Annotated in this window: 19 protein-coding genes and 1 pseudogene; 3 read left to right on the forward strand and 17 right to left on the reverse strand. The window is 74.7% G+C overall.

Going from position 1 to position 21,557, the window contains the following annotated elements; all coding sequences use genetic code 11:
• Positions 1–59: 59 nt before the first annotated feature.
• Complete coding sequence (locus tag ABZ641_RS08460; RefSeq protein WP_359980117.1) at positions 60–446, reverse strand: gamma-glutamylcyclotransferase; 387 nt, start codon at positions 444–446, stop codon at positions 60–62.
• A 140-nt stretch (positions 447–586) separates the two neighbouring features.
• On the reverse strand, positions 587–2,239 hold the full coding sequence (gene aceB, locus ABZ641_RS08465) for a malate synthase A (RefSeq protein ID WP_359980120.1): 1,653 nt from the start codon (positions 2,237–2,239) through the stop codon (positions 587–589).
• A 189-nt stretch (positions 2,240–2,428) separates the two neighbouring features.
• Here aceB and ABZ641_RS08470 point away from each other — a divergent pair, with 189 nt between their 5' ends.
• Positions 2,429–3,220 (forward strand): IclR family transcriptional regulator, encoded by a 792-nt coding sequence (locus tag ABZ641_RS08470; protein ID WP_359980122.1) that lies wholly within the window; start codon positions 2,429–2,431, stop codon positions 3,218–3,220.
• A gap of 33 nt (positions 3,221–3,253) precedes the next feature.
• Here the strand turns inward: ABZ641_RS08470 and ABZ641_RS08475 are convergent, their stop codons facing one another.
• Together ABZ641_RS08475 and ABZ641_RS08480 are read right to left on the reverse strand one after the other, a co-directional pair.
• Entirely contained in the window at positions 3,254–3,565 is a 312-nt protein-coding gene (locus ABZ641_RS08475) for an antibiotic biosynthesis monooxygenase (RefSeq protein WP_344627578.1), read from the reverse strand.
• Between the two features lie 133 nt (positions 3,566–3,698).
• Positions 3,699–4,847: a hypothetical protein gene (locus ABZ641_RS08480; RefSeq protein ID WP_359980125.1), complete on the reverse strand. Its 1,149-nt coding sequence runs from the start codon at positions 4,845–4,847 to the stop codon at positions 3,699–3,701.
• A gap of 866 nt (positions 4,848–5,713) precedes the next feature.
• On the opposite strand from ABZ641_RS08480, the gene ABZ641_RS08485 reads away from it, so the two are divergent.
• Positions 5,714–6,043 (forward strand): hypothetical protein, encoded by a 330-nt coding sequence (locus ABZ641_RS08485; RefSeq protein WP_344627580.1) that lies wholly within the window; start codon positions 5,714–5,716, stop codon positions 6,041–6,043.
• Positions 6,044–6,082: 39 nt separating this feature from the next.
• On the opposite strand, the gene ABZ641_RS08490 is transcribed toward ABZ641_RS08485, so the two are convergent.
• The 8 genes from ABZ641_RS08490 to ABZ641_RS08525 form a co-directional block, all read right to left on the reverse strand.
• A complete protein-coding gene (locus ABZ641_RS08490) occupies positions 6,083–7,222 on the reverse strand; it encodes an alpha/beta hydrolase-fold protein (RefSeq protein ID WP_359980128.1) in 1,140 nt (379 codons plus the stop codon).
• A gap of 302 nt (positions 7,223–7,524) precedes the next feature.
• Complete coding sequence (locus ABZ641_RS08495; RefSeq protein WP_359980131.1) at positions 7,525–8,391, reverse strand: universal stress protein; 867 nt, start codon at positions 8,389–8,391, stop codon at positions 7,525–7,527.
• A 112-nt stretch (positions 8,392–8,503) separates the two neighbouring features.
• On the reverse strand, positions 8,504–9,373 hold the full coding sequence (locus ABZ641_RS08500; RefSeq protein WP_344627583.1) for a phosphotriesterase: 870 nt from the start codon (positions 9,371–9,373) through the stop codon (positions 8,504–8,506).
• A gap of 1 nt (position 9,374) precedes the next feature.
• Positions 9,375–9,953, reverse strand: a complete 579-nt coding sequence (locus ABZ641_RS08505) for a DUF4865 family protein (protein ID WP_359980134.1) — start codon at positions 9,951–9,953, stop codon at positions 9,375–9,377.
• A gap of 14 nt (positions 9,954–9,967) precedes the next feature.
• Positions 9,968–10,525, reverse strand: coding sequence for a TetR/AcrR family transcriptional regulator (locus ABZ641_RS08510; protein WP_359980137.1), 558 nt, complete (start codon positions 10,523–10,525; stop codon positions 9,968–9,970).
• Positions 10,526–10,636: 111 nt separating this feature from the next.
• A complete protein-coding gene (locus ABZ641_RS08515; RefSeq protein WP_359980140.1) occupies positions 10,637–12,763 on the reverse strand; it encodes an MMPL family transporter in 2,127 nt (708 codons plus the stop codon).
• Between the two features lie 38 nt (positions 12,764–12,801).
• A complete protein-coding gene (locus tag ABZ641_RS08520) occupies positions 12,802–16,233 on the reverse strand; it encodes a BTAD domain-containing putative transcriptional regulator (protein WP_359980143.1) in 3,432 nt (1,143 codons plus the stop codon).
• Between the two features lie 233 nt (positions 16,234–16,466).
• Complete coding sequence (locus ABZ641_RS08525; RefSeq protein WP_344628261.1) at positions 16,467–16,901, reverse strand: group III truncated hemoglobin; 435 nt, start codon at positions 16,899–16,901, stop codon at positions 16,467–16,469.
• 127 nt (positions 16,902–17,028) lie between these two features.
• On the opposite strand from ABZ641_RS08525, the gene ABZ641_RS08530 reads away from it, so the two are divergent.
• The gene (locus ABZ641_RS08530) at positions 17,029–18,018 is read left to right on the forward strand and encodes an aldo/keto reductase (protein WP_344628260.1); all 990 of its coding nucleotides are present in this window, start codon (positions 17,029–17,031) and stop codon (positions 18,016–18,018) included.
• A 97-nt stretch (positions 18,019–18,115) separates the two neighbouring features.
• Here ABZ641_RS08530 and ABZ641_RS08535 read toward each other — a convergent pair whose 3' ends face one another.
• The 5 genes and pseudogenes from ABZ641_RS08535 to ABZ641_RS08555 form a co-directional block, all read right to left on the reverse strand.
• Positions 18,116–18,835 (reverse strand): winged helix-turn-helix domain-containing protein, encoded by a 720-nt coding sequence (locus ABZ641_RS08535; protein ID WP_344628259.1) that lies wholly within the window; start codon positions 18,833–18,835, stop codon positions 18,116–18,118.
• Between the two features lie 624 nt (positions 18,836–19,459).
• Entirely contained in the window at positions 19,460–20,080 is a 621-nt protein-coding gene (locus tag ABZ641_RS08540) for an ATP/GTP-binding protein (RefSeq protein ID WP_344628258.1), read from the reverse strand.
• Positions 20,061–20,558: a DUF742 domain-containing protein gene (locus ABZ641_RS08545; protein WP_344628257.1), complete on the reverse strand. Its 498-nt coding sequence runs from the start codon at positions 20,556–20,558 to the stop codon at positions 20,061–20,063. The genes ABZ641_RS08540 and ABZ641_RS08545 overlap by 20 nt, the downstream gene beginning before the upstream one ends.
• Positions 20,555–20,974, reverse strand: a complete 420-nt coding sequence (locus ABZ641_RS08550; protein ID WP_344628256.1) for a roadblock/LC7 domain-containing protein — start codon at positions 20,972–20,974, stop codon at positions 20,555–20,557. The genes ABZ641_RS08545 and ABZ641_RS08550 overlap by 4 nt, the downstream gene beginning before the upstream one ends.
• Positions 20,971–21,557, reverse strand: a pseudogene (locus ABZ641_RS08555) (hypothetical protein); the annotation flags it as partial. The pseudogene ABZ641_RS08555 and the gene ABZ641_RS08550, both read right to left, overlap by 4 nt.

Below are 21,557 nucleotides of genomic sequence, written 5' to 3' on the forward strand. Positions count from 1 at the left end.
AGTGCACTTCCGATCTGGAGGTTCCTGCGGGGCCTTCGACCGTTCCGGCGGGGCGCCGGTCAGGCGGTGCGGCCGAGGGTGGCCAGGTAGGCCCGCCAGCCGCCGTGGCCGGTGATCTCGCGGTGCACCCCGCGCTCGAGCTCACCGCGGCGCAGCACCATGGACAGGCACGGCCTGCCGTCCGAGAGGGCGATCACGCCGAGCTCCAACTCCGGAGGCTCGCCCGGCAGGACGGCGTCCCGCAGGTGCTCCAGCGGGAGGTCGTAGAGCTCGCCCTCGATCGCCGCGCTGCCGCCCGGGTCGGGCAGCAGGCCGGGGCAGACGTCGCGGACGGAGAAGAAGCGGTGGCCGGGCGCGGTGCGGACCGGGCCGACCAGGTACTCGGCGACCAGCGGGTGGAACGGGCCGCCGGTCATCGCCTGGCCGTTGAAGAAGATGAGCGCCATGGGGAAGTGCCTCCGAACACGGGTGTTCCGTACGGCTCCCGGCGCCGGGGCGGCGGGAGCCGTACGGAACGGTGAATTGCGGCGGACGAGTTCGACGTCCTGGCGGGCGTCGGGCCGCTCGCCCGGCGGATAGGTTGGGGTCAGTCGAGCAGGGGCAGCGCGGGCAGGGTGAGGAAGTCGACGAACTCCTCGGCCAGGGCGACCTGTTCGAAGAGCCGGGCGGCCTCCGTCCAGCGCCCGGCGGCGTAGGCGGCGTCCCCGAGCTCGGTGCGCAGTTCGGCGAGTTCCTCGGCCACGAGCCGGCGGACGAGCTCCGCGGTGGCCTTCTCGCCGGTGTCGGCGAGGACGACGCCGTTGTTGATCCACTGCCAGATCTGCGAGCGGGAGATCTCGGCGGTGGCGGCGTCCTCCATCATGTTGAAGATGCCGACCGCGCCGAGGCCGCGCAGCCAGGCCTCGATGTAGCGGACGCCGACCTGGACGGCGTTGTGCAGGCCCGCGCGGGTGCAGCTGCCGCCGGCACCGGCGATGTCGAGCAGCTGCTCGGCGGTGACGGGCTCGGGCGAGCCGGGCGAGGACTTCTGGTTCGGCCGGTCGCCGAGCACGGCGTCGAAGCAGGCCCGGGCGACCGGGACGAGGTCCGGGTGGGCGACCCAGGAGCCGTCGAAGCCGCCGGCGGCCTCGCGGTCCTTGTCGGCCTTGACCTTCTCCAGGGCGGCCGCGTTGACCTCCGGGTCCTTGCGGGAGGGGATGAACGCGGCCATGCCGCCGATCGCGTGGGCGCCGCGGCGGTGGCAGGTCTGCACCAGCAGGCGGGTGTAGGCGGCCATGAACGGCGACGCCATGGTGACGGTGTTGCGGTCCGGCAGGATGTAGTGGTCGCCGGCGTCGCGGAAGTTCTTCACGATCGAGAAGAGGTAGTCCCAGCGGCCGGCGTTGAGCCCGGCGGCGTGGTCGCGCAGCTCGAAGAGGATCTCCTCCATCTCGAAGGCCGCGGTGATGGTCTCGATCAGGACGGTGGCGCGGATCGTGCCGTGCGGGATGCCGAGCTCGGCCTGCGCGTGGGTGAAGACGTCGTTCCACAGCCGGGCCTCGAGGTGGCTCTCGGTCTTCGGCAGGTAGAAGTAGGGCCCGGAGTTGGGGTCCTCCGCGCCGCGGGCGATCAGCCGGGCGGCGTTGTGGAAGAAGTACAGGCCGAAGTCGAAGAGGCCGCCGGCGACCGGGGCGCCGTCCACCAGCAGGTGGGTCTCGTCGAGGTGCCAGCCGCGCGGGCGGACCACCACGGTGGCGAGTTCGGCGGCGGGCTTCAGGGTGTACGCCTTGCCGGCCGGCGAGGTGAAGCCGATCCGGCCCTCGAAGGCGTCGATCAGGTTGACCTGGCCGGAGACCACGTTCTCCCAGGTGGGCGAGGTGGCGTCCTCGAAGTCGGCGAGCCAGACCCGGGCGCCGGAGTTGAGGGCGTTGATCACCATCTTGCGGTCGGTCGGACCGGTGATCTCGACCCGGCGGTCCTGGAGGGCGCGCGGGGCCTCGGCGACCTGCCAGTCCCCGGCGCGGACCTCGGCCGTCCCGGGCAGGAAGTCGAGGGTGCCGGCCGCGGCGATCTCGGCGCGGCGGGTCTTCCGTCGGGCGAGGAGCTCCTGGCGGCGGCCTTCGAAGGCACGGTGGAGCCCGACGACGAAGGAGACGGCCTCCGGCGTGAGCACCTCCTCGGCGCGGGCGACGCGCGGACCGGCGACCGTGACGACCGGGGCGGCGGACGACGCGCCGGCGGATCCCTGATCTGCAGCCATGGGCAGGACACTCCTTGGACGGTTGAGCCAGCACTGGGGGTTCCGATGGGAACTCCCGAGATCCGGACCCCCCTGCGGGCGGGTTCCGTTCTGTACAGTGGAGCCTAGTTTCCGCGATACAGAATTTCAACGGTTTGTTGATGTGATCGGCGGGACTCTACTCCTCCCCCGAGAGCGAAGGGAACACCGGTGGCCAGCACCCCCGCCGCAGACCGGACAGGCACCGACCGCGCCGGCGGCGTGCAGTCCGTCGAGCGCGCCTTCCTCCTCCTCGAGGCGCTGGCCGACGCCGGCGGCACGGCCGCGCTCAGCGAGCTGTCCGCCAGCTCCGGCCTGCCGATGCCGACGATCCACCGACTCATCCGTACCCTCGTCCAGCAGGGATATGTCCGGCAGGACACCGCCCGTCGGTACACGCTCGGCCCGCGGCTGATCCGGCTCGGCGAGACGGCGGGCCGCCTGCTGGGCAGTTGGGCCCGCCCGCACCTCGCGGAGCTGATGGAGGCCACCGGGGAGACGGCTAACCTCGCCGTCCTGGAGGGCGGCGAGGTGGTGTACGTGGGCCAGGTGCAGTCCCGGCGCTCGATGCGGATGTTCACCGAGGTCGGCCGCCGGGTGCAGCCGCACTGCACCGGCGTCGGCAAGGCGCTGCTGGCCCAACTCCCGCAGGAGGAGGCCCGCGCGGTCCTCGGCAGCCGGCCGCTGCAGGCGCACACCCCGTTCACCCACACCGACCCGGCCGAGCTGCTGGAGCACCTCGCGGCGGCCCGGGAGGCCGGGTACGTGGTCGACGACCAGGAGCAGGAGATCGGCGTCCGGTGCATCGCGGTCGCCGTGCCCGGCGCGCCCACGCCCACCGCACTCTCGGTGTCCGGCCCGGAGGCCCGGATCAGGGCGCTGGAGGCGCAGGACGGCGAGGCCGCCCTGGTGCCGGTGATGCGCCAGATCGCCGATCGGCTCGGCCGGGTGCTGGCGCCCTGACGGGACGCCAGCACCCGTGGCCGGACGGGGGGTTCAGTGCATACTGAGCTCCCCGACCTGCACGATCACCACCTCGTGCACGGTGAGCTCCGGCTCGGTGCCGACCGCCCGGAAGATCCTCGGCGCGGCCGGCCGTTCCGGCGCGTTGCGGACGGCCTCCAGGGCCGCCATGTCCCGCCACAGGCTCTGCACCCGCCAATGACCGGCCGGGCCTCGGAGCAGTTCGGTGCGGACCAGGCCCTCGGGCAGCGGTCCCGACACCAGCTCGCGATACAGGGCCACCAACTCGGCCTCGCGCTCCGGCGCGACGACCGCGCCGACCTCACTCAGAACCTGTTCGGTCATGGCACTCACCTCCGGATCTCCAACGTACGCCGAGAGCGGCCCGTCCGCGCAGCCGCCGAACGGGGGCTCTTCACCGCACACTTGACGTGTTCGCGTGGTCACGCTGAGCTTCCGCGCGCCCCCGGCGGACGCCTCAGCGGTAGACCCGGACGTAGTCGGCGGCGGCGGTGATCGGCTCGGCGCCCTCGGGGCCGGGGTGGTACTTCCCGGCGACCACGGAGAGGTTGAGGATCAGGTAGGCCGACCAGCGCTGGCCCACGCCGCGGCCGTCCGACCAGACGCGCTCGCCGTTGACGTACCAGTCGACCGAGTTGGTGCCGTAACGGGTGCCGATGGTCACCCACTTGCCGGGCGCGACGGCGTCCGCGTCGGTGTAGTACTTGGCGCCGCGGCGGACGTGGTTGGTGAGTTCCAGCAGGTGCGGATTGTCGGGGTGGTACTCGAAGCTGTCCACCTCGCTGCCGCCGTTGCGCCAGGTCCACAGCGCGGGCCAGGCGCCTGCGCCCTCGGGGAGTTGGACCTTCGTCTCGACGTAGTCGCCGGCGTGCACCCGGAAGCCCTCGTCGGAGCCCTCGGTGGTGAGCAGGCCCGTCTCCCAGGCGCGGTGGCCGTTCTCCAGCCGCTGCTCGGACCGGGTGGCGGTGAAGACGGCGACGCCGTCGATGGTCTCGACCGCACCCGGGTTCAGCAGGTCGAGCTTGTTGTCGTCCGGGTTGTGGTCGCCGTAGCGGTACGCACTGCTGCGGTCGCCGACCCACTTGGAGCCCCAGGCTATCGAGCCGTCGAACTCCTCGGACCAGACCAACGAGCCGCCGGGCAGCGGGATGTCGGGGTCGTCCGGTGTCGGCGTCGGGCCGGGCGGCGTCGGCCCGGTGGAGGAGGGCGCGACGGTCAGGGTCTGCTGGGCGAGGTCGTGCCAGGCGTTGGCGTAGTCCTGCCAGTATCCGAAGGCCGTGTACGTTCCGGCCGGCAGGGTGCGGGAGCCGGTGGTGATCGTGACACCGCCCGGGCAGATCCGGACGTTGGTCGCCGCACCGGGGAAGTCCAGGTTGCGCCCGGCCCCGTCACGCACGGCGACGCCGACGGTCCTGGCGGTGATGCAGGCCAGGGAGTGCACGGTGAGCTGCGCGCTCGCGGCGGTGCCCTCGGTCATCCCGGTGGGGGCGAGTCTGTCCTGGGTGACGAGCCGGACGGCCTCGGCGCGGCCGGCGAGCGGCAGCGCGAGCAGCATCGCCGCGGCCGCCGCCGCGCCGAGGCGTGCCGGCCTGATGGAAAGGCGCATGGTGGTGTCCTCGAAGGTGCCTACGGGCGGGCCGAGTTCGGCTTTCGGGCAGGGTCGGGCCGCTACACGGCACGACTCGTCCCCGGGTCGACGCACAAACGGTGCAGGGCGCGTCGACACGCCGATTCGGCTCCCCCGTTCCCGTCCGAATTCTGTGCTCGTGGTGCTCGCGGCAGGCTGGACGGGAATCGGCGTACCGGCCGCGAGGTCCGCAGGGGGCGGAACATCGCGGCCAGAGTAAGCACACGGTTCGACGGCGGACAACTGCTGACTGCTCACCATCTGTCGATGCGTGAAGGATTGATGAAGATTTCATCGCATCCGCCGACTTGCTTGAAAAATAGGCGAGTTGAGAGAATTTGACGGCCATTCGAGTGCAATAGCGGACCACCCGGAATCGCCCCCGATCAACACGCTGAGTAATCGACAGGTCCAGACCATTCGGCTGTCCGCGACACGCCGGAACCCCCGGTCCGGTCACCCGTGTCCGAGTCGGCGTCAATTCCCTTTCAGAAAGGGCGATGTGGTGCGGAACGGCCGATCCGGCGACGGGCGGCCGACCGCGAAGGCCGACGCTCGCCACGGAAATTCGACTACGGAGCATCAGTCGCGGTGTCCAACTGTCGCCCCGGGCAGGGGGATCGGCGCCTTTGCCGGCGGCCGGCGAAGACGGCGGGCGCGGGGGGCGGGATCGGCGGCCGTGTGCTCCCATCGGTGGAGCCCCCGGCGTGTCCGGGCCGGCCCGGGGCGTGTCCTCGATCGCAGTCGGCCGGACATGGTGGGGAACGATCACGGCGTCCGCTAGGTTGAACGGGTGCGGCCGCCGGGGCCGCAGCACCTGCCGAGATTCCGAGGAAACGCCCGAGATGACCGCGCCTCTGCCGGGTTTCGCCGGCCACACCTACCTCTTCCAGGTCGACAACGGCGCCGCCTTCCGGAACTCCTACTCCGCCGACGGCAAGCGGCTGCGCTGGGAGGGCCTCGGCGAGTCCGCCGGGCAGTTCGAGGACGTGTCGCTGCACGTCGCCCAGGTCGGCCAGCAGCTCTGGTTCGTGAGCTGGACGGAGCAGAGCGGGATCACCGTCAGCCACGTGATGGACCTCGCCGCCCTCACCGTGCGGGTCTTCTGGACGTACGAGGGCGAGGGCGGGCGGGTCGGCGAGCTGCACACCGGCACGCTGGAGCAGCTCAGCTGAGTTCGGCGGGCCCGGTCCGCCGGTGCGGAGCCGGGCCGGTCAGGCCCCGGCCACCAGGTGCTGGGAGAGCCACTCGAGCGAGGGCGGCAGCAGCTGCGACCAGGTGCGGAAGTTGTGGCCGCCCTGCGGGACCCAGGCGGTGTTGGCGGTCATCGGCGCCTTCACCGCCTTCTGGAACGCCTCGGTGCCCGGCTTGTAGGTGCCGTCCCCGGCCTGCGGTCCGGCCAGCAGCACCGAGACCTTGGGCTGCGGCAGGTTGTTGAGCCGCCACATCAGGTCGGCCTCGTTGCGCCGCTGCTGGCTGCCCTTGAAGAGGTCGCCGGTGGTCGCGTCCTCGGCGGCCTTGTAGTAGCCCGAGAGGGAGACGGCGGTCGGGAAGACCTCCGGGTGGCGCATGGCCATCTTCAGAGCGCAGTACCCGCCGGTGGAGTTGCCGACCACGCCCCAGGCCGCCGGCTCGGCGGCCACTCGGTAGCTTTCGGCAACCACCCGGGGGACGTCCTTGGTGAAGTAGGTCTCGGACTGCGCGCCGCCGGGGATGTCCTCGCACTCGGTGTCGGCCGGCATCGCCGGCGAGGGCCGCATCAGCACCAGCACGGTCGGCTGCATCTTGCCGCTCTGCATCAACTGGAGGGCCGCCGACGGGTAGTTCAGCCGGGTGATGAGGTTCTTGGCGTCACCGGGGAAGCCGGTCATCACCACGGCCGCCGGGAAGCGCTTCTGGGCGTCGGCCGGCTGGAAGTACTGCGGCGGCAGGTAGACGTACGCGTCGGTGCTCAGCCCGGAGTGCGAGCCGGTGATCCGCACGGACTGGATCTCGCCGGTCCGCTCGGGGCCGCCGCTGCCGCCCTCCACCGGCTCCTTGCCGAGCAGCTGGGCCTTGACCACCGGCACCGCCGCGGCGGGCCGGCCCTCGACCGAGGCCTGGACGCTGACCGGCCCGGTGTCGCCGGTGCCGAGCAGGTCGTCCCAGCTGCTGTAGAAGGCGAAGTAGTTGTTGGCCGCCAGGCCGATCGCGCAGAGCACCGCGAGCTGGGTGGTCAGCAGGGCGGCGATCCGGCCGAGCACCGCCGTCCAGGTCGTCCGGGCGAGCCTGGGCCACCACAGCACCGTCGCCGCCAGCAGCAGGACCGCGAGGGCGGTCGCGATCGCCAGGACCGTACTGCTGGTCAGACCCATGATTCCGCCACTCCCCGAGATTCCCGCGTGCGCCACGGCGCGGCCGCCCCCGCGTCGCGGGAAGGCCCCCGGTGAACGCACGCCGAACGGGGTGCTTCCGGTTCCACCGGGAGGTCGGCCGGTTCGGCGGGCCGTCCCGGGCCCGCTGCCGCCGACCGACAAGTATGCACGTCCGGGCGGTCCCTCCGGTGCACGGGACGGCGCGCACGGCGCTCTCCCGGGCCGCCGGGTGACGCAACTCACCCGCGAGGGTCGTGCATCGGGGCGGTGCCGGCGGGCGGCCGTGTCCGGCGGACCGTCAGTCAGCGCAGCGGGACGACGGCGACCGGGCAGTAGGCGTGGTGCAGCACGGCGTGCACGGCCCCGCCGAGGCGCAGCCCGAAGTGCGCGGCGGGCTGCCGGCGGGAGACGACCAGCAGCGCGGCCTGCCGGGAGGCGTCGACGAGGGTGCCGGCGGCACCGCCGCCGACCTGGCGGGCCTCGAAGGCGACGTCGGGGAAGTCCTCGCGGACGGGGTCGCAGGTGCGGAGCAGCAGCTGCTGGTGCAGCCGGGCCTCCTCGCCGAGCTCGTCCACCATGGGTGCCATGTGGCCGACGTCGGCGACCACCGGCGACCAGGTGTGCAGGGCGCGCACCGACAGCCCGGTGAGCTCTCCGGTGCGCAGCGCGAACCGCAGGGCGGGGGCGTCCCGTTCGTCGCGGACGGCGACCAGCACGTGGTTGCCGACGTGCTCGGTGCCGCGGACGACGACGACCGGGCAGGCCGAGTGGGCGGCGACCCGCAGGCTCACCGAGCCGAGCAGCAGGGAGGCGAAGCCGCCGTGGCCGCGGGTGCCGACCACGGCGAGTTCGGCGTGCTCGGCGGCGGTGAGCACGGCCTCCGCGGCGTCCCGCGGCACGACGTCGCCGGTGAGGCGCAGCGCCGGGTGGGAGGCCCGGACCTTGCCCAGTGCCTCCTCCAGGACGGCTTCGGCGTCGTGCAGGATGAGGTCGGTGACCGCCGATCCGGTGCGTGGTGAGAGCGTCACCGTTCCGGTGTTGACCGCGTGCACCAGGTGGAGCGGGCAGTCGCGGCGGGCGGCTTCGCGGGCGGCCCAGTCGGCGGCGGCCGCGGCGTGCGCGGAGCCGTCGACGCCGACGACGACGCCTGCGGGGGATCTGCTGTTCATGGTCGGCTCCCGGTGTGCGCCGACGCCCGGACGGCCCGCGCGGGCGGGTCGTCGGGGCGGTCGGCCCTGTGGTTCCAGGATGCTCCTCCGCCGGGGTCGTGGCACGGCCCGGTCACCAGGCGAAGGCCGCCGCGGGGTTGTCGGTGAGGACGAGGGCGGCGAGCTCGGGGCCGAGCCGGGGGCGCAGCCGGTGCAGCAGGTACGGCATGCCGGGGTTGCCGCGGGCGGCGGCGGTGGTGGTGTCGCCGCCGAGCAGCAGGCGGTGGGCGTGGCCGGCGTCGGCGAGGGCGTGCAGGCACTCCAGCAGGCGGTGGTCGGTGGCGTGGTTGGCGCGGGAGGGGCCGTCGAAGGCGAGGTAGGCGCCGGAGGCGGCGAGTTCGCGGTGCAGGCCGAGGTCGGGGAAGCGGTTGAGGTGGCCGAGGACCACCCGGTGCGGCGGGACGCCGAGGCGGTCGCAGAGCAGTTCCAGGACGTCCTGGGCGCCGGTGCCGAGTTCGTGGTGGACGCCGATGGGGGCGCCGGTGGCGTGGTGGGCCTCGGCGGCGGCGGTCATCGTCCACCGGGCGTGGGCGTCGAGGCCGTGGTAGCCGCCGGCGACCTTGATCAGTCCGGCGCGGTCGCGGAGTTCGGCGGTGAACAGGGCGGCGAGGTCGAGCCGGCGCAGCGCGTCGGGGTCGTCGTAGTGGGCGGCCTGGTGCAGGCCGGTGGCGGCGACCAGGTGGAGGCCGGTGGTCTCGGCGAGTTCGACCAGGTCGTCGAGGCGGCGGCCGAGCCCGTAGGGCGTCCACTGGACGACGGCGCCGCCGCCGAGGGCGGCGAAGGCGCGCAGTTCGTCCTCGGCGGCGGCCGGGTCGTCGAGCTCCTGTCCGGGCAGCAGGGCGCTGCGCAGGAAGAGGTGGTCGTGGCTGTTGGTGGTGCCGAGGCGTTCGGGCGGGACGGGGCCGAGCACGGTGTGCACGGCCGGGGTGCGGTCCGCGGTCATCTCAGTCCTTGGCCGGCAGGAGGGGTTCGGGTCGCGACAGGTGCAGCACACGGTAGGCGGTGCAGTGGCCCTCGGCGGGCGTTTCGGGCGGGGTGTCGGCCCAGAGGGCGAAGTGGACGAGTTCCCAGCGGGCCGGGTCGAGGGCGACGGCCGCGGTGTGCAGGCCGGGGGCGTCGCCGAGGGCGGCGAGGGCGCGGGCGGTCTCCTCGCCGGGGTCGGTGCCGGGCGGCAGTGACCGGGTGGTGCGGGTCGCGGTGGTGGGCGGGGTGTCGGCGGCGGGGCCGGTGTGGAGTCCGGCGCCGATCCAGTGCCGGACGGCGGGGCGGCCGAAGTCGGCGCTGAGGCCGCGGAAGCCGGGGCCGGTGAGGAAGTCGGTCATGCCGGCGGCGGTGCGCCACAGGTAGAACGGGGCGTAGGCGTTGACCGGGGAACCGAGGGTGCCGGTCTCGCGGACCAGGTAGGCCTTGATGCCGAGGCCCGGGAGGGCGTCGGTCAGGTGCCCGCGGGTGGCGACCCGGTGGTGGACGATGCCCATGTCGTAGTCGACGGGCAGGGTGATCTCGTACTGCATGGCCTGCACGGGTGCTCCCCGGTCTAGGCGGCGCGCAGCAGCGCGAGTGCGCCGCGGACGGCCTGGTGGAAGGGTTCGGGGTCGCCGGCGGCGCGGGCGAGGACGTAGCCGCCCTGGACGACGGCGACGATCGCGGCGGCGGTGTCCGCGGGGTCGCCGCCGGGGGCGAGGTCGCCGGCGGCGACGCCCTCGGCGACGACCTCGGCGATCCGGCCGCGCAGCCAGGCGAAGGTCTCCTCGACGGGGGCGCGCAGCCGGGGGTCGGCGACGACCTCCGGGTCCTGTGCCATCCGGCCGATCCGGCAGCCGCGCAGGACCTCGCGTTCGCGTTCGAGGTAGCCGGCGATCCGCTCGTAGGCGGTGCCGGGGGCTGCGAGGCGTTCCTCGGCGAGGGCACGCAGTTGTTCGGCGCTGCGGGCGAGGGCGGCCGCGGCGAGGTCGGGCTTGCCGTCGAAGTGGTGGTACATGCTGCCCTGGCCGGCGCCGGCGCGCTGCTGGATGGCGCGCGGGCTGGTGCCGACGTAGCCGCGTTCCCAGAGGAGCTCCTGGGTGCTCTCGATCAGGCGGTCCTGGGTGCTCATGGGAGCGACTGTACATACCAGTAGGTACAGTCTCAAGCGGCGGTCACGGAAACGCCACCGGGCGCCGCTCCTCCCCACGTGGGAGCGGCGCCCGGTGCGGGGCGTCCCGGGTCAGGCGGGGACGCGCTCCGGCTCGGCGGCGGCGGTGCCGGCCGTAGCGGCCACCGGCGCGGGCCAGCGGCGGGCGAGCGGGGCGGGCAGCCACCAGTTGAGCCGGCCGAGCAGGGTCATCGTCGCGGGGACGAGCACCAGCCTGACGACCGTGGCGTCGATGAGCACCGCGACGGCCATGCCGACGCCCATCATCTTCACGGTGATGTCCGGGTCGATCGCGAAGCCGGTGAAGACGGCGACCATGATGGCGGCCGCGCTGCTGATGACCCGCCCGGTCGCGGACAGGCCGCGCACCACCGAGCCCTTGGCGTCGCCGGTGGCGAGCCAGTCCTCCCGGACGCGGTCGAGCAGGAAGACCTCGTAGTCCATGGAGAGGCCGAACAGCACGGTGAACATCAGGATCGGCACCCAGCTGGAGACCGGCACCTCGTGCGGCAGGCCGAGCGCCCGGGCACCGGTGTCGGACTGGAAGACCGCCGTCATCACGCCGTAGGCGGCGGCCACCGAGAGCAGGTTCATCGCCGCGGCCTTCACCGCGATGACCGGCGCCCGGAACAGCACGGTGAGCAGGATCAGCGAGAGCGCGACCACCACCGGCACCACCACCCACAGCCGGTCGGAGAGCCGGTCGGAGATGTCGGAGAAGGCGGCGACCGTGCCGGTGATCTCGGCGCCCTCGGGCAGCACGTCGGTGCGCAGCGACTTCAGCAGGTCGGCGGTGCGCTCGTCCTGCGGGCCGGTGGCGGGGGTGACGGTGACGACGGCGGCGTCCTGTGCCCGGTTGACCAGCGGCGGCCGCACGGCGGCGACGCCCGGCCGGGCCTTCAGGGTGTCCAGCAGCGCCGGCAGCTTCTCCTGCGGCACCTTCTTCAGGTCGACGGCGACGATCAGCGGCCCGTTGGCGCCGGGCCCGAACGCGTCGGCGGTGAGGTCGTACGCCTTGCGCGTGGTGCTGGACGACGCCTGGCTGCCGGCGTCCTGCGGCCAGGTGCGCATGTGCAGCATCGGGGCGGCCAGGGCGAGCAGCACCACCAGCGAGCCGAGCGCGGCGGCGACCGGGCGGCGGCCGATCAGCCGGGCCCAGCGCTCGGTGCGGGTCGGGCCCGCCTGGGTGCGGCGCTGCGGTTCGCGGCGCTCGGCACGGCGCAGCAGCCGGTCGCCGGCGAGCGAGCAGAGCGCCGGGACGAGGGTCAGGGCGGCCAGCATCACGGCGCCGACCACGGCGAAGGTGGCGTAGCCGAACGAGGAGTAGGTGGGCAGGCCGGCCAGCTTCAGGCCGAACAGCGCGACCAGCACCGTCGATCCGGCCACCACCACGGAGGCGCCGGCGGTGGCGGTCGCCTCGGCGGCGGCCTGCTGCTTCGTCAGGCCCTTGCGCAGGCCCTCGACGTGGCGGCTGACGAGCAGCAGGGCGTAGTCGATGCCGACGCCGAGGCCGACCATCGAGGCCACCGTCGGCGCGGTCGGGCTGATGTCGGTGACGGCGGCGAGCAGCGTGGTGAGACCGGTGCCGAGGCCGAGGCCGGCCAGGGCGACGACCAGCGGCAGGCCGGCGGAGACCACCGTGCCGAGCGCGATCACCAGGATCACCAGGGCGGCGCCCATACCGATCATCTCGGCGGCGCCGTTCGGCGCGGTGAAGTTCTCCGGCAGCTGTCCGCCGAACTCGACCTGCAGCCCGGACCGCTCGGTCGGCTTCGCGGCCTCGCGCAGCGCGTCCAGGCCGGCGGAGCCCTTGAAGTCGGTGACCGGGACGGAGTAGTCCACGGTGATCAGGGCGGTGTCGCCGCGGGCGGACAGCACCGGCTGCGCCACCGAGGACACCTTGGGCAGGGCGGCGAGGCCGTCGCGCAGCGCCGCCAGCCGGTCGGCGGGCACCGGCCCGCCCCGGCGGTCGTGGACGACGACCCTGGCGTTCGCCCCGGACATCTCCGGGAAGCGCTCCTTCAGCAGGTCGGCGCCGGCGGTGGAGCGGGTGCCGGGGACGCGGTAGTCGTCGTGCGGGGTGCCGCCGAAGGCGGCGGCCAGGCCGAGGGCGAGGCCCAGCAGCAGCACCCATCCGAGGACGGTGCGCCAGGGCCGGGCGGCGGATGCGCCGCCGAGGCGGCCGAGCAGGGTAGACATCGTCGGGGCCTTTCGGCAGTCCGGTGGTCGATACCCGTTCAGCCTGCGGGGTGCCGCTTGGAGCCCACTTGGTGCCGGGCGACGGCCTCCGCATCGGGGACGGCCGGCAGGCCGTGCAGCGCGGCCAGCGCCTCCGCCTCCCAGCGCGGGGACTCCCAGCGGCGGGCCACCTCCGCGGCCTGCGCGAAGTACCCGGCGGCCTCCTCGGTGCGGCCGAGCATCCGGGCCAGCTCGCCGAGCGACTGCGCGACCGGCCGCAGCGCGACGGAGGTCGACGCCGCGCCGGCCACCAGCCCGCGCAGCGGCCGCAGTTCGGCGATCAGCTCGGCCGCCTCGGCCCGCTCGTCCAGGGCGACCACCGCGGCGGCGCGCAGCGCGAGGAAGAAGGAGCGGTAGTAGTCGGGCTGGACGGGCGGTCGGACGGCCCGGGCCGCCCTGGCCTCCTCGGTGCGGCCGAGCGCGGCGAGGGCCAGCGCCTCCACGTCGGCGACCAGGCGCCCGTACAGCGCGGTGACGGCACGCAGCCGGGGCAGTTCGCTGCCGATCCGGCCCTCCTGGACGGCGATGGTGAGGTCGGCGAGCGCCCCGAAGCCCTCGGCGTGCACCGAGGCCCGGGCGGTCAGCCCGGCGACGGCCTGCCGGTACAGCTCGGCGGCCTCCGCGGTGCGGCCCGCGGCGAGTTCCAGCATGCCGCGGTGGCAGCGGCCGACGTCGACCAGTTCGAGCAGCCCGTACCGTTCGGCGATCGCCGCGGCGGCCGCGATGTGGCGGCGCAGCGCGGGCAGGTCGCCGGCCACGGCGGCGGCCGTGGCGTACAGCTGCTCGGCCTGCCAGCGGTAGGCCGGCAGGTCGTGCCGGCGGGCCAGCGCGGCGAGTTCGTCGGCGATCACGGCCCGCTGGGGGGCGCCGAGTTCGAAGTCGCAGATCCGGGCGGACGCGGCCAGGGCGAGCGCCAGCAGCCGGGGGTCGCCCTCGGCGCGGGCGATGGCGAGCGCCTCGTCGGCGGCGGCGGTCCCGATCGGCTCCCCCGCGCAGTTGCACTCGTGGGTGAGGGCGTCCAGCAGCCGGCAGCGGGTCGCGGGCGGCAGGTCGGTGCGGCGCAGCAGCCGCTGCAGCGTCTCCACCGCCCGGTCGTCGTAGCTGCCGTAGGGGTGGGCGACCCACGGGGTGGGTTCCGTCCAGGCCGTCCACGCCTCGATCTCCAGGTCCTCCCGGCCGGTCTCCTCGGCGAGGGCGACCGCCCGGCTGCGGGTCGCGGTGGCGGCGGAGATCGCCCCGGCCCGGACCTGGGCCCGCAGCAGCGCGCCGAGCAGGGCGATCCGGCGGGCCGGCCGGTCGTCGCCGTCCTCCGGCACCCGGTCGAGGTTGTCCAGGGCCTGCTGCAGCAGGTCGGCGCAGGTCTGGTGGGCGTAGCGGCGCTCGGCGGCCTCGGCGGCGCGCACGCAGGCGTCGACCGCGCGCTGCGCGGTGGCGGAGGAGGCGGCGGCCGTCCAGTGGTGGGCCAGTGCGGCGAGGCGGTCCGGCCGCAGCGCGCACAGCGCCTCCGCGAACCGGCCGTGCAGCCGCGCCCGGCGCAGCCCGCTGAGGTCGCCGTACAGGGTGTCGCGGACCAGCGCGTGCGCGAACCGGACGGCCCCAGGCCGGGGTTCGGTGAGCAGCCCGCCCGCGACGGCCGCCTCCAGCGCGTCCAGCAGGCCCTCCTCCTCCGCGCCGGAGGCGTGCACCAGCAGCTCGACCTCCGTCTCCCGGCCGGCGACCGAGGCCAGCCTCAGCGCCTCGACGGTGGCCGGCGGCAGCCGGTCGAACCGCCGTCGCAGCACGTCCCGGACGCCCTGCGGCACCTCCTGGACGGCCACCAGCGCGCCCTCCCCGGCCAGCAGGTGGGCGCTCTCCACCAGGTAGAACGGGTTGCCGCCGGTGCGTTCGGCGAGCGCGCGGACGGTGTCCGCGTCGACGGGGGTGTCGCAGACCGCACCGATCAGGGTGCCGGCCTCGGCCTCGTCCAGCCCGCCCAGCGCGATCCGGTACGGCGAGCAGCGGGCGAAGGTGCCGAGCAGATCGGTGAGCCGCCCCTCGCCGGGCCGGTGCGCGCACACCAGCATCAGACGCTCGGGCCCCAGCGCGGCGGCGAGTTCGGCGGCCAGCGCACGGGTCTCCTGGTCCGCCGCGTGCAGGTCGTCGAGGATCACCGCGACGGGCGCCTGCTCCGTCGCGGCCTCCAGCCAGCGGACGACCGCCCGGTGCAGCCGGAAGCGGCCGGTCAGGGCGTCCCGCCGACGGGACGGGTCGTCCTCGCCGAGCAGCGGGGCGAGTTCCGCCGCCGTCGCCGCGCTCGGCGGATGCTGCCGGGCCAGCTCGCGCAGCGCCTCCGTCCACGCCCAGGCCGGCGGGGCGCCCTCCGTCTCCGGACACCGCCCGGTGGCCACCAGCCAGCCGCTGCGCCGCAGTTCGCCGCTCAGGCGGGCGAGCAGGGTGGACTTGCCGGCCCCGGCCTCACCGGACACCAGCACCACCGACCGGCCGCCGGGGGCGGTCGCGGCCGTCGCCGCCTCGCGCAGGGTGCGCTGCTCGGCCTCCCGGCCGACGAACGGCGGCTCGGGTGGGCCGCCGCCGCAGCCCGGCCCGGCGGTGCACGCCGGACCGGACGGACGGGCCGGCGGAAGGTCGGCGGCCGGGGTCGGCACGGCCAGCAGGTCGGTGCGCTGCCGGAGGATCGCCGACTCCAGCTCGGCCAGCGCCGGCCCCGGGTCCAGGCCGAGTTCGGCGGTGAGCACGGTACGGGCGCGGCGCAGCGCCTCCAGCGCCTCGGCCTGCCGGCCGGCGCCCCACAGCGCCCGGGCCAGCAGCCGCCAGCCCTCCTCGCGCAGCGGATGCTCCTCGGTCAGCGCCAGCGCGGCGGCCGCCGCCTCACCGGCCCGGCCCTCGTCCAGGGCCGCCACCACCGCGGACTCCCGCGCGGCCAGCCGCAGTTCACCGAGCCGGGTGATCTCGGCCGCGGCCCAGGGCTCGTCGGCGAACTCGGCGAAGGCGGTACCGCGCCAGAGCGCCAGCGCCTCGTCGAACAGCCGGGACACCGGGTGCCCGAGCCGCTCCGCGGCCTGCTCGGCGAACGGCCGGAGGTCGCGGGCGTCCCGCAGCCGCTGCTCGAAGTCCCAGGCGTCGACACCGGACGCCGGCACGGCCAGGGCGTAACCGGGGGCACGGCTGACCAGCAGCCGGGCGGGCTCGCGGGGACCGCGCTCGGGCTCGAGCAGGCGTCGCAGATTGGAGACGTACGCCTGCAGGGAGGCGGCGGCCTTGGCCGGGGGGCGGCCCTGCCACAGGTCGTCGATCAGCCGGTCCACCGGGACGACGGCGCCGCGGGCCACCAGCAGCCGGGCGAGCACACCGCGCTGCCGCGGGCCGCCGAGGCCGACCGTCGCCCCCGCCACCTGCGCCGTCAACGTGCCCAGCACCGATATCCGCACCATCGTGCAGCGAGCCTATGCGATGGCGCCCACACGACTCCAAGTGGACTCCAAGCGGAGGGGAAGCACTCCCGGGGCGCATGGGGGCGCCTCCCGGCCGAAGGCTGGGGAGAACTGCCCAGTCCGGGGCTGGGCATCGTGGCAGTACGGGCCGAGCCCTGACCCGTTCAGCCACCCGCATCCGAATTGCGCAGTTCCCCGCGCCCCTGGGGTGCTGCCCTCCGCAGGGAAGGTCCTCAGCTGCGGAGCAGGACTGCCGAGAGGGGGACGAAGCCGCCCCCGGTGCCTTCGGTGTCGCCGCCGGCGGTGCGGCGGAGCATGGCGAGGGCGATGCGTTCGCCCTGGGCCTTGGCGCGGTCGGCGGTGGGGCCTGCGTGGAGGCCGTCGACGGAGGCGTGCCAGAGCTGGACCCAGCGGCCGAAGTGGGCGGCCGTGAGGGGGCGCTGCCGGTGCAGTCCGAGGTGCGGGGCGAAGGCGTTGCGCCGGTACTCGCCGCTCCGCAGCAGGGCGCTCGCCCAGAAGTCGGTGATGTGCGGGAGGTGGGCCTCCAGGTCGAGCCGGGCGACCTCGGTGAAGTGCGGGCCGATCAGCGGGTCGGCGAAGGCGGCGGTGTAGAAGCGCCGCAGCAGCGGCTCCAGGTCGGCGCGGTCGGTGATGTCGGGGCGCGGCACCGGCGGGCTCCTCTCCGTACGGCCCGGCGGCCCGTCCGGCCGCCGCGGCCAGGCTACGCCCGGGGTGTCCGGTTCCGGCAGGGTCGTTGGTCCCTGCGACCCGGCCGCCACCTGGCAGGATGCCGGTATGACCTATCTCCCCTCGGACGACCGCTACGCGTCCATGACCTACCGGCGGGCCGGGCGCAGCGGTGTGCAGCTGCCCGCGGTGTCGCTCGGCCTGTGGCACAACTTCGGCGACTCGCAGCCGTTGGAGGTGCAGCGCGCGGTGCTGCGCCGGGCCTTCGACCGCGGTGTGACCCACTTCGACCTGGCGAACAACTACGGCCCGCCGTACGGCAGTGCGGAGCGCAACTTCGGCTACCTGTTCGCGCAGGACTTCAAGCCGTACCGGGACGAGTTGTTCATCGCGTCCAAGGCGGGCTACGACATGTGGCCGGGTCCGTACGGCGACGGCGGCTCGCGCAAGTACCTGCTGTCCAGTCTCGACCAGTCGCTGGGCCGGATGGGCCTGGACCACGTCGACGTCTTCTACTCGCACCGCTACGACCCCACGACTCCGCTGGAGGAGACGATGGGGGCGCTGGACCGGGCGGTGCGGTCGGGCAAGGCGCTGTACGCGGCGATCTCCAACTACCCGGCCGAGCAGCACCGCGAGGCGGTGGAGATCCTGCGCGGCATGGGCACGCCGGTGCTGATGAACCAGATCAGCTACTCGATCCTGAACCGCACCCCCGAGGACGGGCTGCTGGACGCGATCGGCGAGACCCAGACCAGCATGATCGCCTTCTCGCCGCTGGCGCAGGGCCTGCTGACCGACCGCTACCTGTCGGGCGAGGTGCCGGCCGGTTCGCGGATGTCGGTCGGCCACTTCCTGCGCGAGGAGGCGCTGACCGGGCAGAAGCTGGAGCAGCTGCGGGCGCTGAACAAGGTGGCCGAGCAGCGCGGTCAGACCCTCGCCCAGCTGGCGCTGTCGTGGGTGCTGCGGGACGAGCGGGTGGTCTCGGTGATCATCGGTGCGTCGAGCGTGGCCCAGCTCGACCAGAACCTCGACGCGCTGAAGGCCGGTCCGCTGACCGCCGAGGAGCTCGCCGAGATCGACCGGCTCAGCCGCTGAGCCCGACGGCCCGACCGGCCTGCGCCGTCGGTCGTGCCACCGGCCGGGGTCGGACGCGTACCGCGTCCGGCCCCGGCCGTCGTGCTGCTGCGCCCGTTCAGACGGCGGGCGCGTACTTGTAGCCGACCCGGCGGACGGTGACGATGCTGTCGCGGTGCGCCGCGCCGAGCTTGCGCCGCAGGCGGGCGACGTGCACGTCGACGGTGCGGCCGTCGCCGACGTGGCCGTAGCCCCAGACGGCGGTGACCAGGTGGTCGCGGGTGTGCACCCGGTGCGGGTGCTCGGTGAGGTGGGCGAGCAGCTCGAACTCCAGGTAAGTGAGGTCGAGCTGGACGCCGTCGACGTGGGCGGTGCGCCGGTCGGTGTCGACGCTGATGCCGTGCGCGGACGGCCGGGCGGCGGGCCGCGGCCGCTCGGCCGGGGCGACGGGGGCCGGGGCGGCCGTGGGCGCGGGGGCCTGGTCGGCGGGGACGAGCAGCAGGTAGCCGACCAGCGGGTGCCCGGTGGAGGCGCCGAGCTCGGCGCCGTACTGGGCGAGCAGGCCCTGGGGCAGGGCGGACGGCGGCAGTGCGACGACCGTGGCGCCCTCCGGCAGGCCGGCGGGCAGCAGGGCGGCGGGCTGCCGCTCGGGCGCGGGCCGGGTGTGCTGGGGCGCTGCGGCGGCGGTGTGCGGGGCCGGGGTGGTGGCGTGCGGGGCGGCGGTGGTGTTCGGGTACCAGCGCTCGGTGCCGCCGGGGACGGCGGCCACGGAGCGGACGGCCCGCAGGTGCGGGGTGGCGGCGGTGACGGTACGGGTGGCCGTGGAGGTGGAGGACATGGTGGGCTCTCTTCGCGCGGGACGGATTCGGGTGGTCGTCGTCTGCGCGTCGGGCCTTGCGCGGAAGTGGTGCTGACGGTCGGTCAGTCCACCGCAAGGGCGGGACGCGCGCTAGGCGGTCCGACAGGTCTGGTCGAAGAGGTGCGGCTGGCGGGACGGCCAGAACGGTTCGAGCTCGGGGCGGAACGGGTCCACGGTCGGGTCTCCGGGTGGGCGCAGGGCGGAAGGCGCCGGGCAGCCGTCAGGACGCGGCCCGGCCGGGGGTTCGGGGACGGGGATCGGCGCCGGGCTGGCCCCGGGCCGGTGGGGTCCGTCAGTGACAGCAGGCGCTGCAGACCAGCGCCTGGTCGATGTGGCGGCGTACGGTGAGCGCCGGCACGGCGGGGGCGGGCAGGACCGTGCCGCGGAACGTGTCTGCGGTCATGTCGACTGCCTCCTCCCCCAGGGGCACGGCGCGGGCCGCGCAACGTGCAACGGGTACGAGCCTTCCACGCCCGGACGGCCGCAGGCAACCCCGACGGCCCGGCCGTCCGCCATCCGGGACTCTCGCGTCCCGCCATTCGGACACTGGTCCGGACGGGCCTGGTGACGGCCCGGTGACGGGCCGTCCGGCCGAACGGTCCGTCAGCCCTTGGCGGCGCCCGTGGGGTCGAGGCCGGCCTGCGCGGCGGCGTGCTCGACCAGCCGGATCAGCAGCTCCTTGCCGTCCTCGCGGCTGCGCGCGTCGCACAGCAGCACCGGGATGCCGGGGTCCAGGTCGAGTGCGGCGCGGACGTCCTCCGGCGCGTAGACCTCGGTGCCCTCGAAGCAGTTGACGGCGACCACGAAGGGGATGCGGCGCTGCTCGAAGAAGTCCACCGAGGGGAAGGAGTCGGCGAGCCGCCGGGTGTCGGCGAGCACCACCGCGCCGAGCGCGCCCTGCGCCAGCTCGTCCCAGACGAACCAGAACCGGTCCTGGCCGGGGGTGCCGAAGAGGTAGAGCGCGAGGCCGGGCCGCAGGTCGATCCGGCCGAAGTCCATCGCGACGGTGGTGCTGCGCTTGGCCTCGACCCCGGAGGTGTCGTCGACCGGGCGGCCGCGCTCGCTGAGGAGCTCCTCGGTGCGCAGCGGGCGGATCTCGCTGACCGCCCCGACCAGGGTGGTCTTGCCGGCGCCGAAGCCGCCGGCGACCAGGATCTTCAGGGCCGTGGAGGACCAGAGGGCGGAACGGGTGTCCGCGGGGGCGTCAGAGTGCACGGAGGCCATTGATCACGTCTCGCAGGAGTTGCTCGTCGGGTCGCTGGGCGAGCGGCACGGGCCGGGTGACGGTGATCAGCCCGGCGTCGTTGAGGTCGCCGAGCAGCACCCGGACGACGCTGACCGGCAGGTCGCAGTAGGAGCCGAGCTCGGCGACGCTCAGCGGCTCGTCGCGGCAGAGCGCCAGCAGGGCGTGGTGGGTGGCGTCGAGGGCGGGCTCGTGGTCGGCCCCGCCCCCGGCGTCCGTGGCGCGCACCAGGGAGATGAGGTCGAACAGGCCCTCGTCGACCGGCCTGGCCGCCCGTCCCCTGGTCACCGAGAACAGCCGCACCACCGGCCCCGCGTCGTCGTCGAACCAGCGGTCGTCCGCGGCGCTGCGCGGCGTGAAGAGGTCGATCTCCGGCTCGGTGTCGTAGGGGTCGTCGTACGGGTCCTCGTACGGCCCGTCCTGCGGTGCGTCGTCCTCGGCGGCCATCCCGTCGGTCATCTCCCTTGCGCGGCGGACTCGGTGCGCGGCTCGGCGGCGAGGTGCTCGCCCACCCGCTTGACCAGCAGCGCCATCTCGTAGGCGATCTGGCCGACGTCGGACTCGGCGTCGCTGAGCACGGCCAGGCAGCTGCCGTCGCCGGCCGCGGTGATGAAGAGGAAGGCCTCGTCGAGCTCCACCATGGTCTGGCGGACCCCGCCGACCCGGAAGTGCCGGCCGGCGCCCTTGGCCAGGCTGTGGAAACCGGAGGCGACGGCCGCGAGGTGCTCGGCGTCCTCGCGGGCCAGGCCGCTGGAGACGCCGGTCGCCAGACCGTCGCTGGACAGGATCACCGCATGCCTCAGGGTCGCGACGCGGCCCACCAGGTCGTCCAGGAGCCAGTTCAGGTCTCCGGACGGCTGTGTCGTTGCGGTCATTTCTCGGTTCCTTCCGCTGGGGCGGGTGGTGCGGGTGGTACGGGGTTTCCTTGGCGTACGGGGTACAGCTGGGGCCGCGGGCGCGCGGCCGGCAGAGCAGGTGGGACGGGTGCAGAGGGTAGCGCCACCCGGGGCGGTACGGGGACCCCGACCCGCGGTCGACCGGATTGCGGTGGTTCGGGGGCATCGGGCAGGTCCGGCACCACGGTCAGCGAGGCGGGCTGCAGGCGGTCGCCGCGGCCGCGGGCGTAACCGCGCTGGAAGGAGGCGAAGGCGGCCCTGGCCTCCTCCGGCGAGCGCTCGCGGACGGGTTCGGCGGCCTGCTGTTCGCCCTCCTGCCGCAGCTGGGGGGCGAGGCTGGCCTGCCGGACGCGCTTGGGCAGCAGCCCGCCGGCGACCGGCGCGGGGGTCTCCGCGGGCGCCGGGGCGGGCGCGGCGGCGGGGGTCTCGGCCGGCGTGGCGTCGGCCGGGATCTCGGCGGGGCCCTCCGGGCGGCGGTGGCGGGCGGCAGGAGGCGGGGGGCGGCGAGGAGCCGTTCGGTGATCCGGTCGGCGCTCTCCGCGGTGGCGGAGTCGGCGGCGAG

The sequence above is a fragment of the Kitasatospora sp. NPDC007106 genome (assembly GCF_040634455.1).
In the GTDB taxonomy this organism is placed as follows: Bacteria; Actinomycetota; Actinomycetes; order Streptomycetales; family Streptomycetaceae; genus Kitasatospora; species Kitasatospora arboriphila.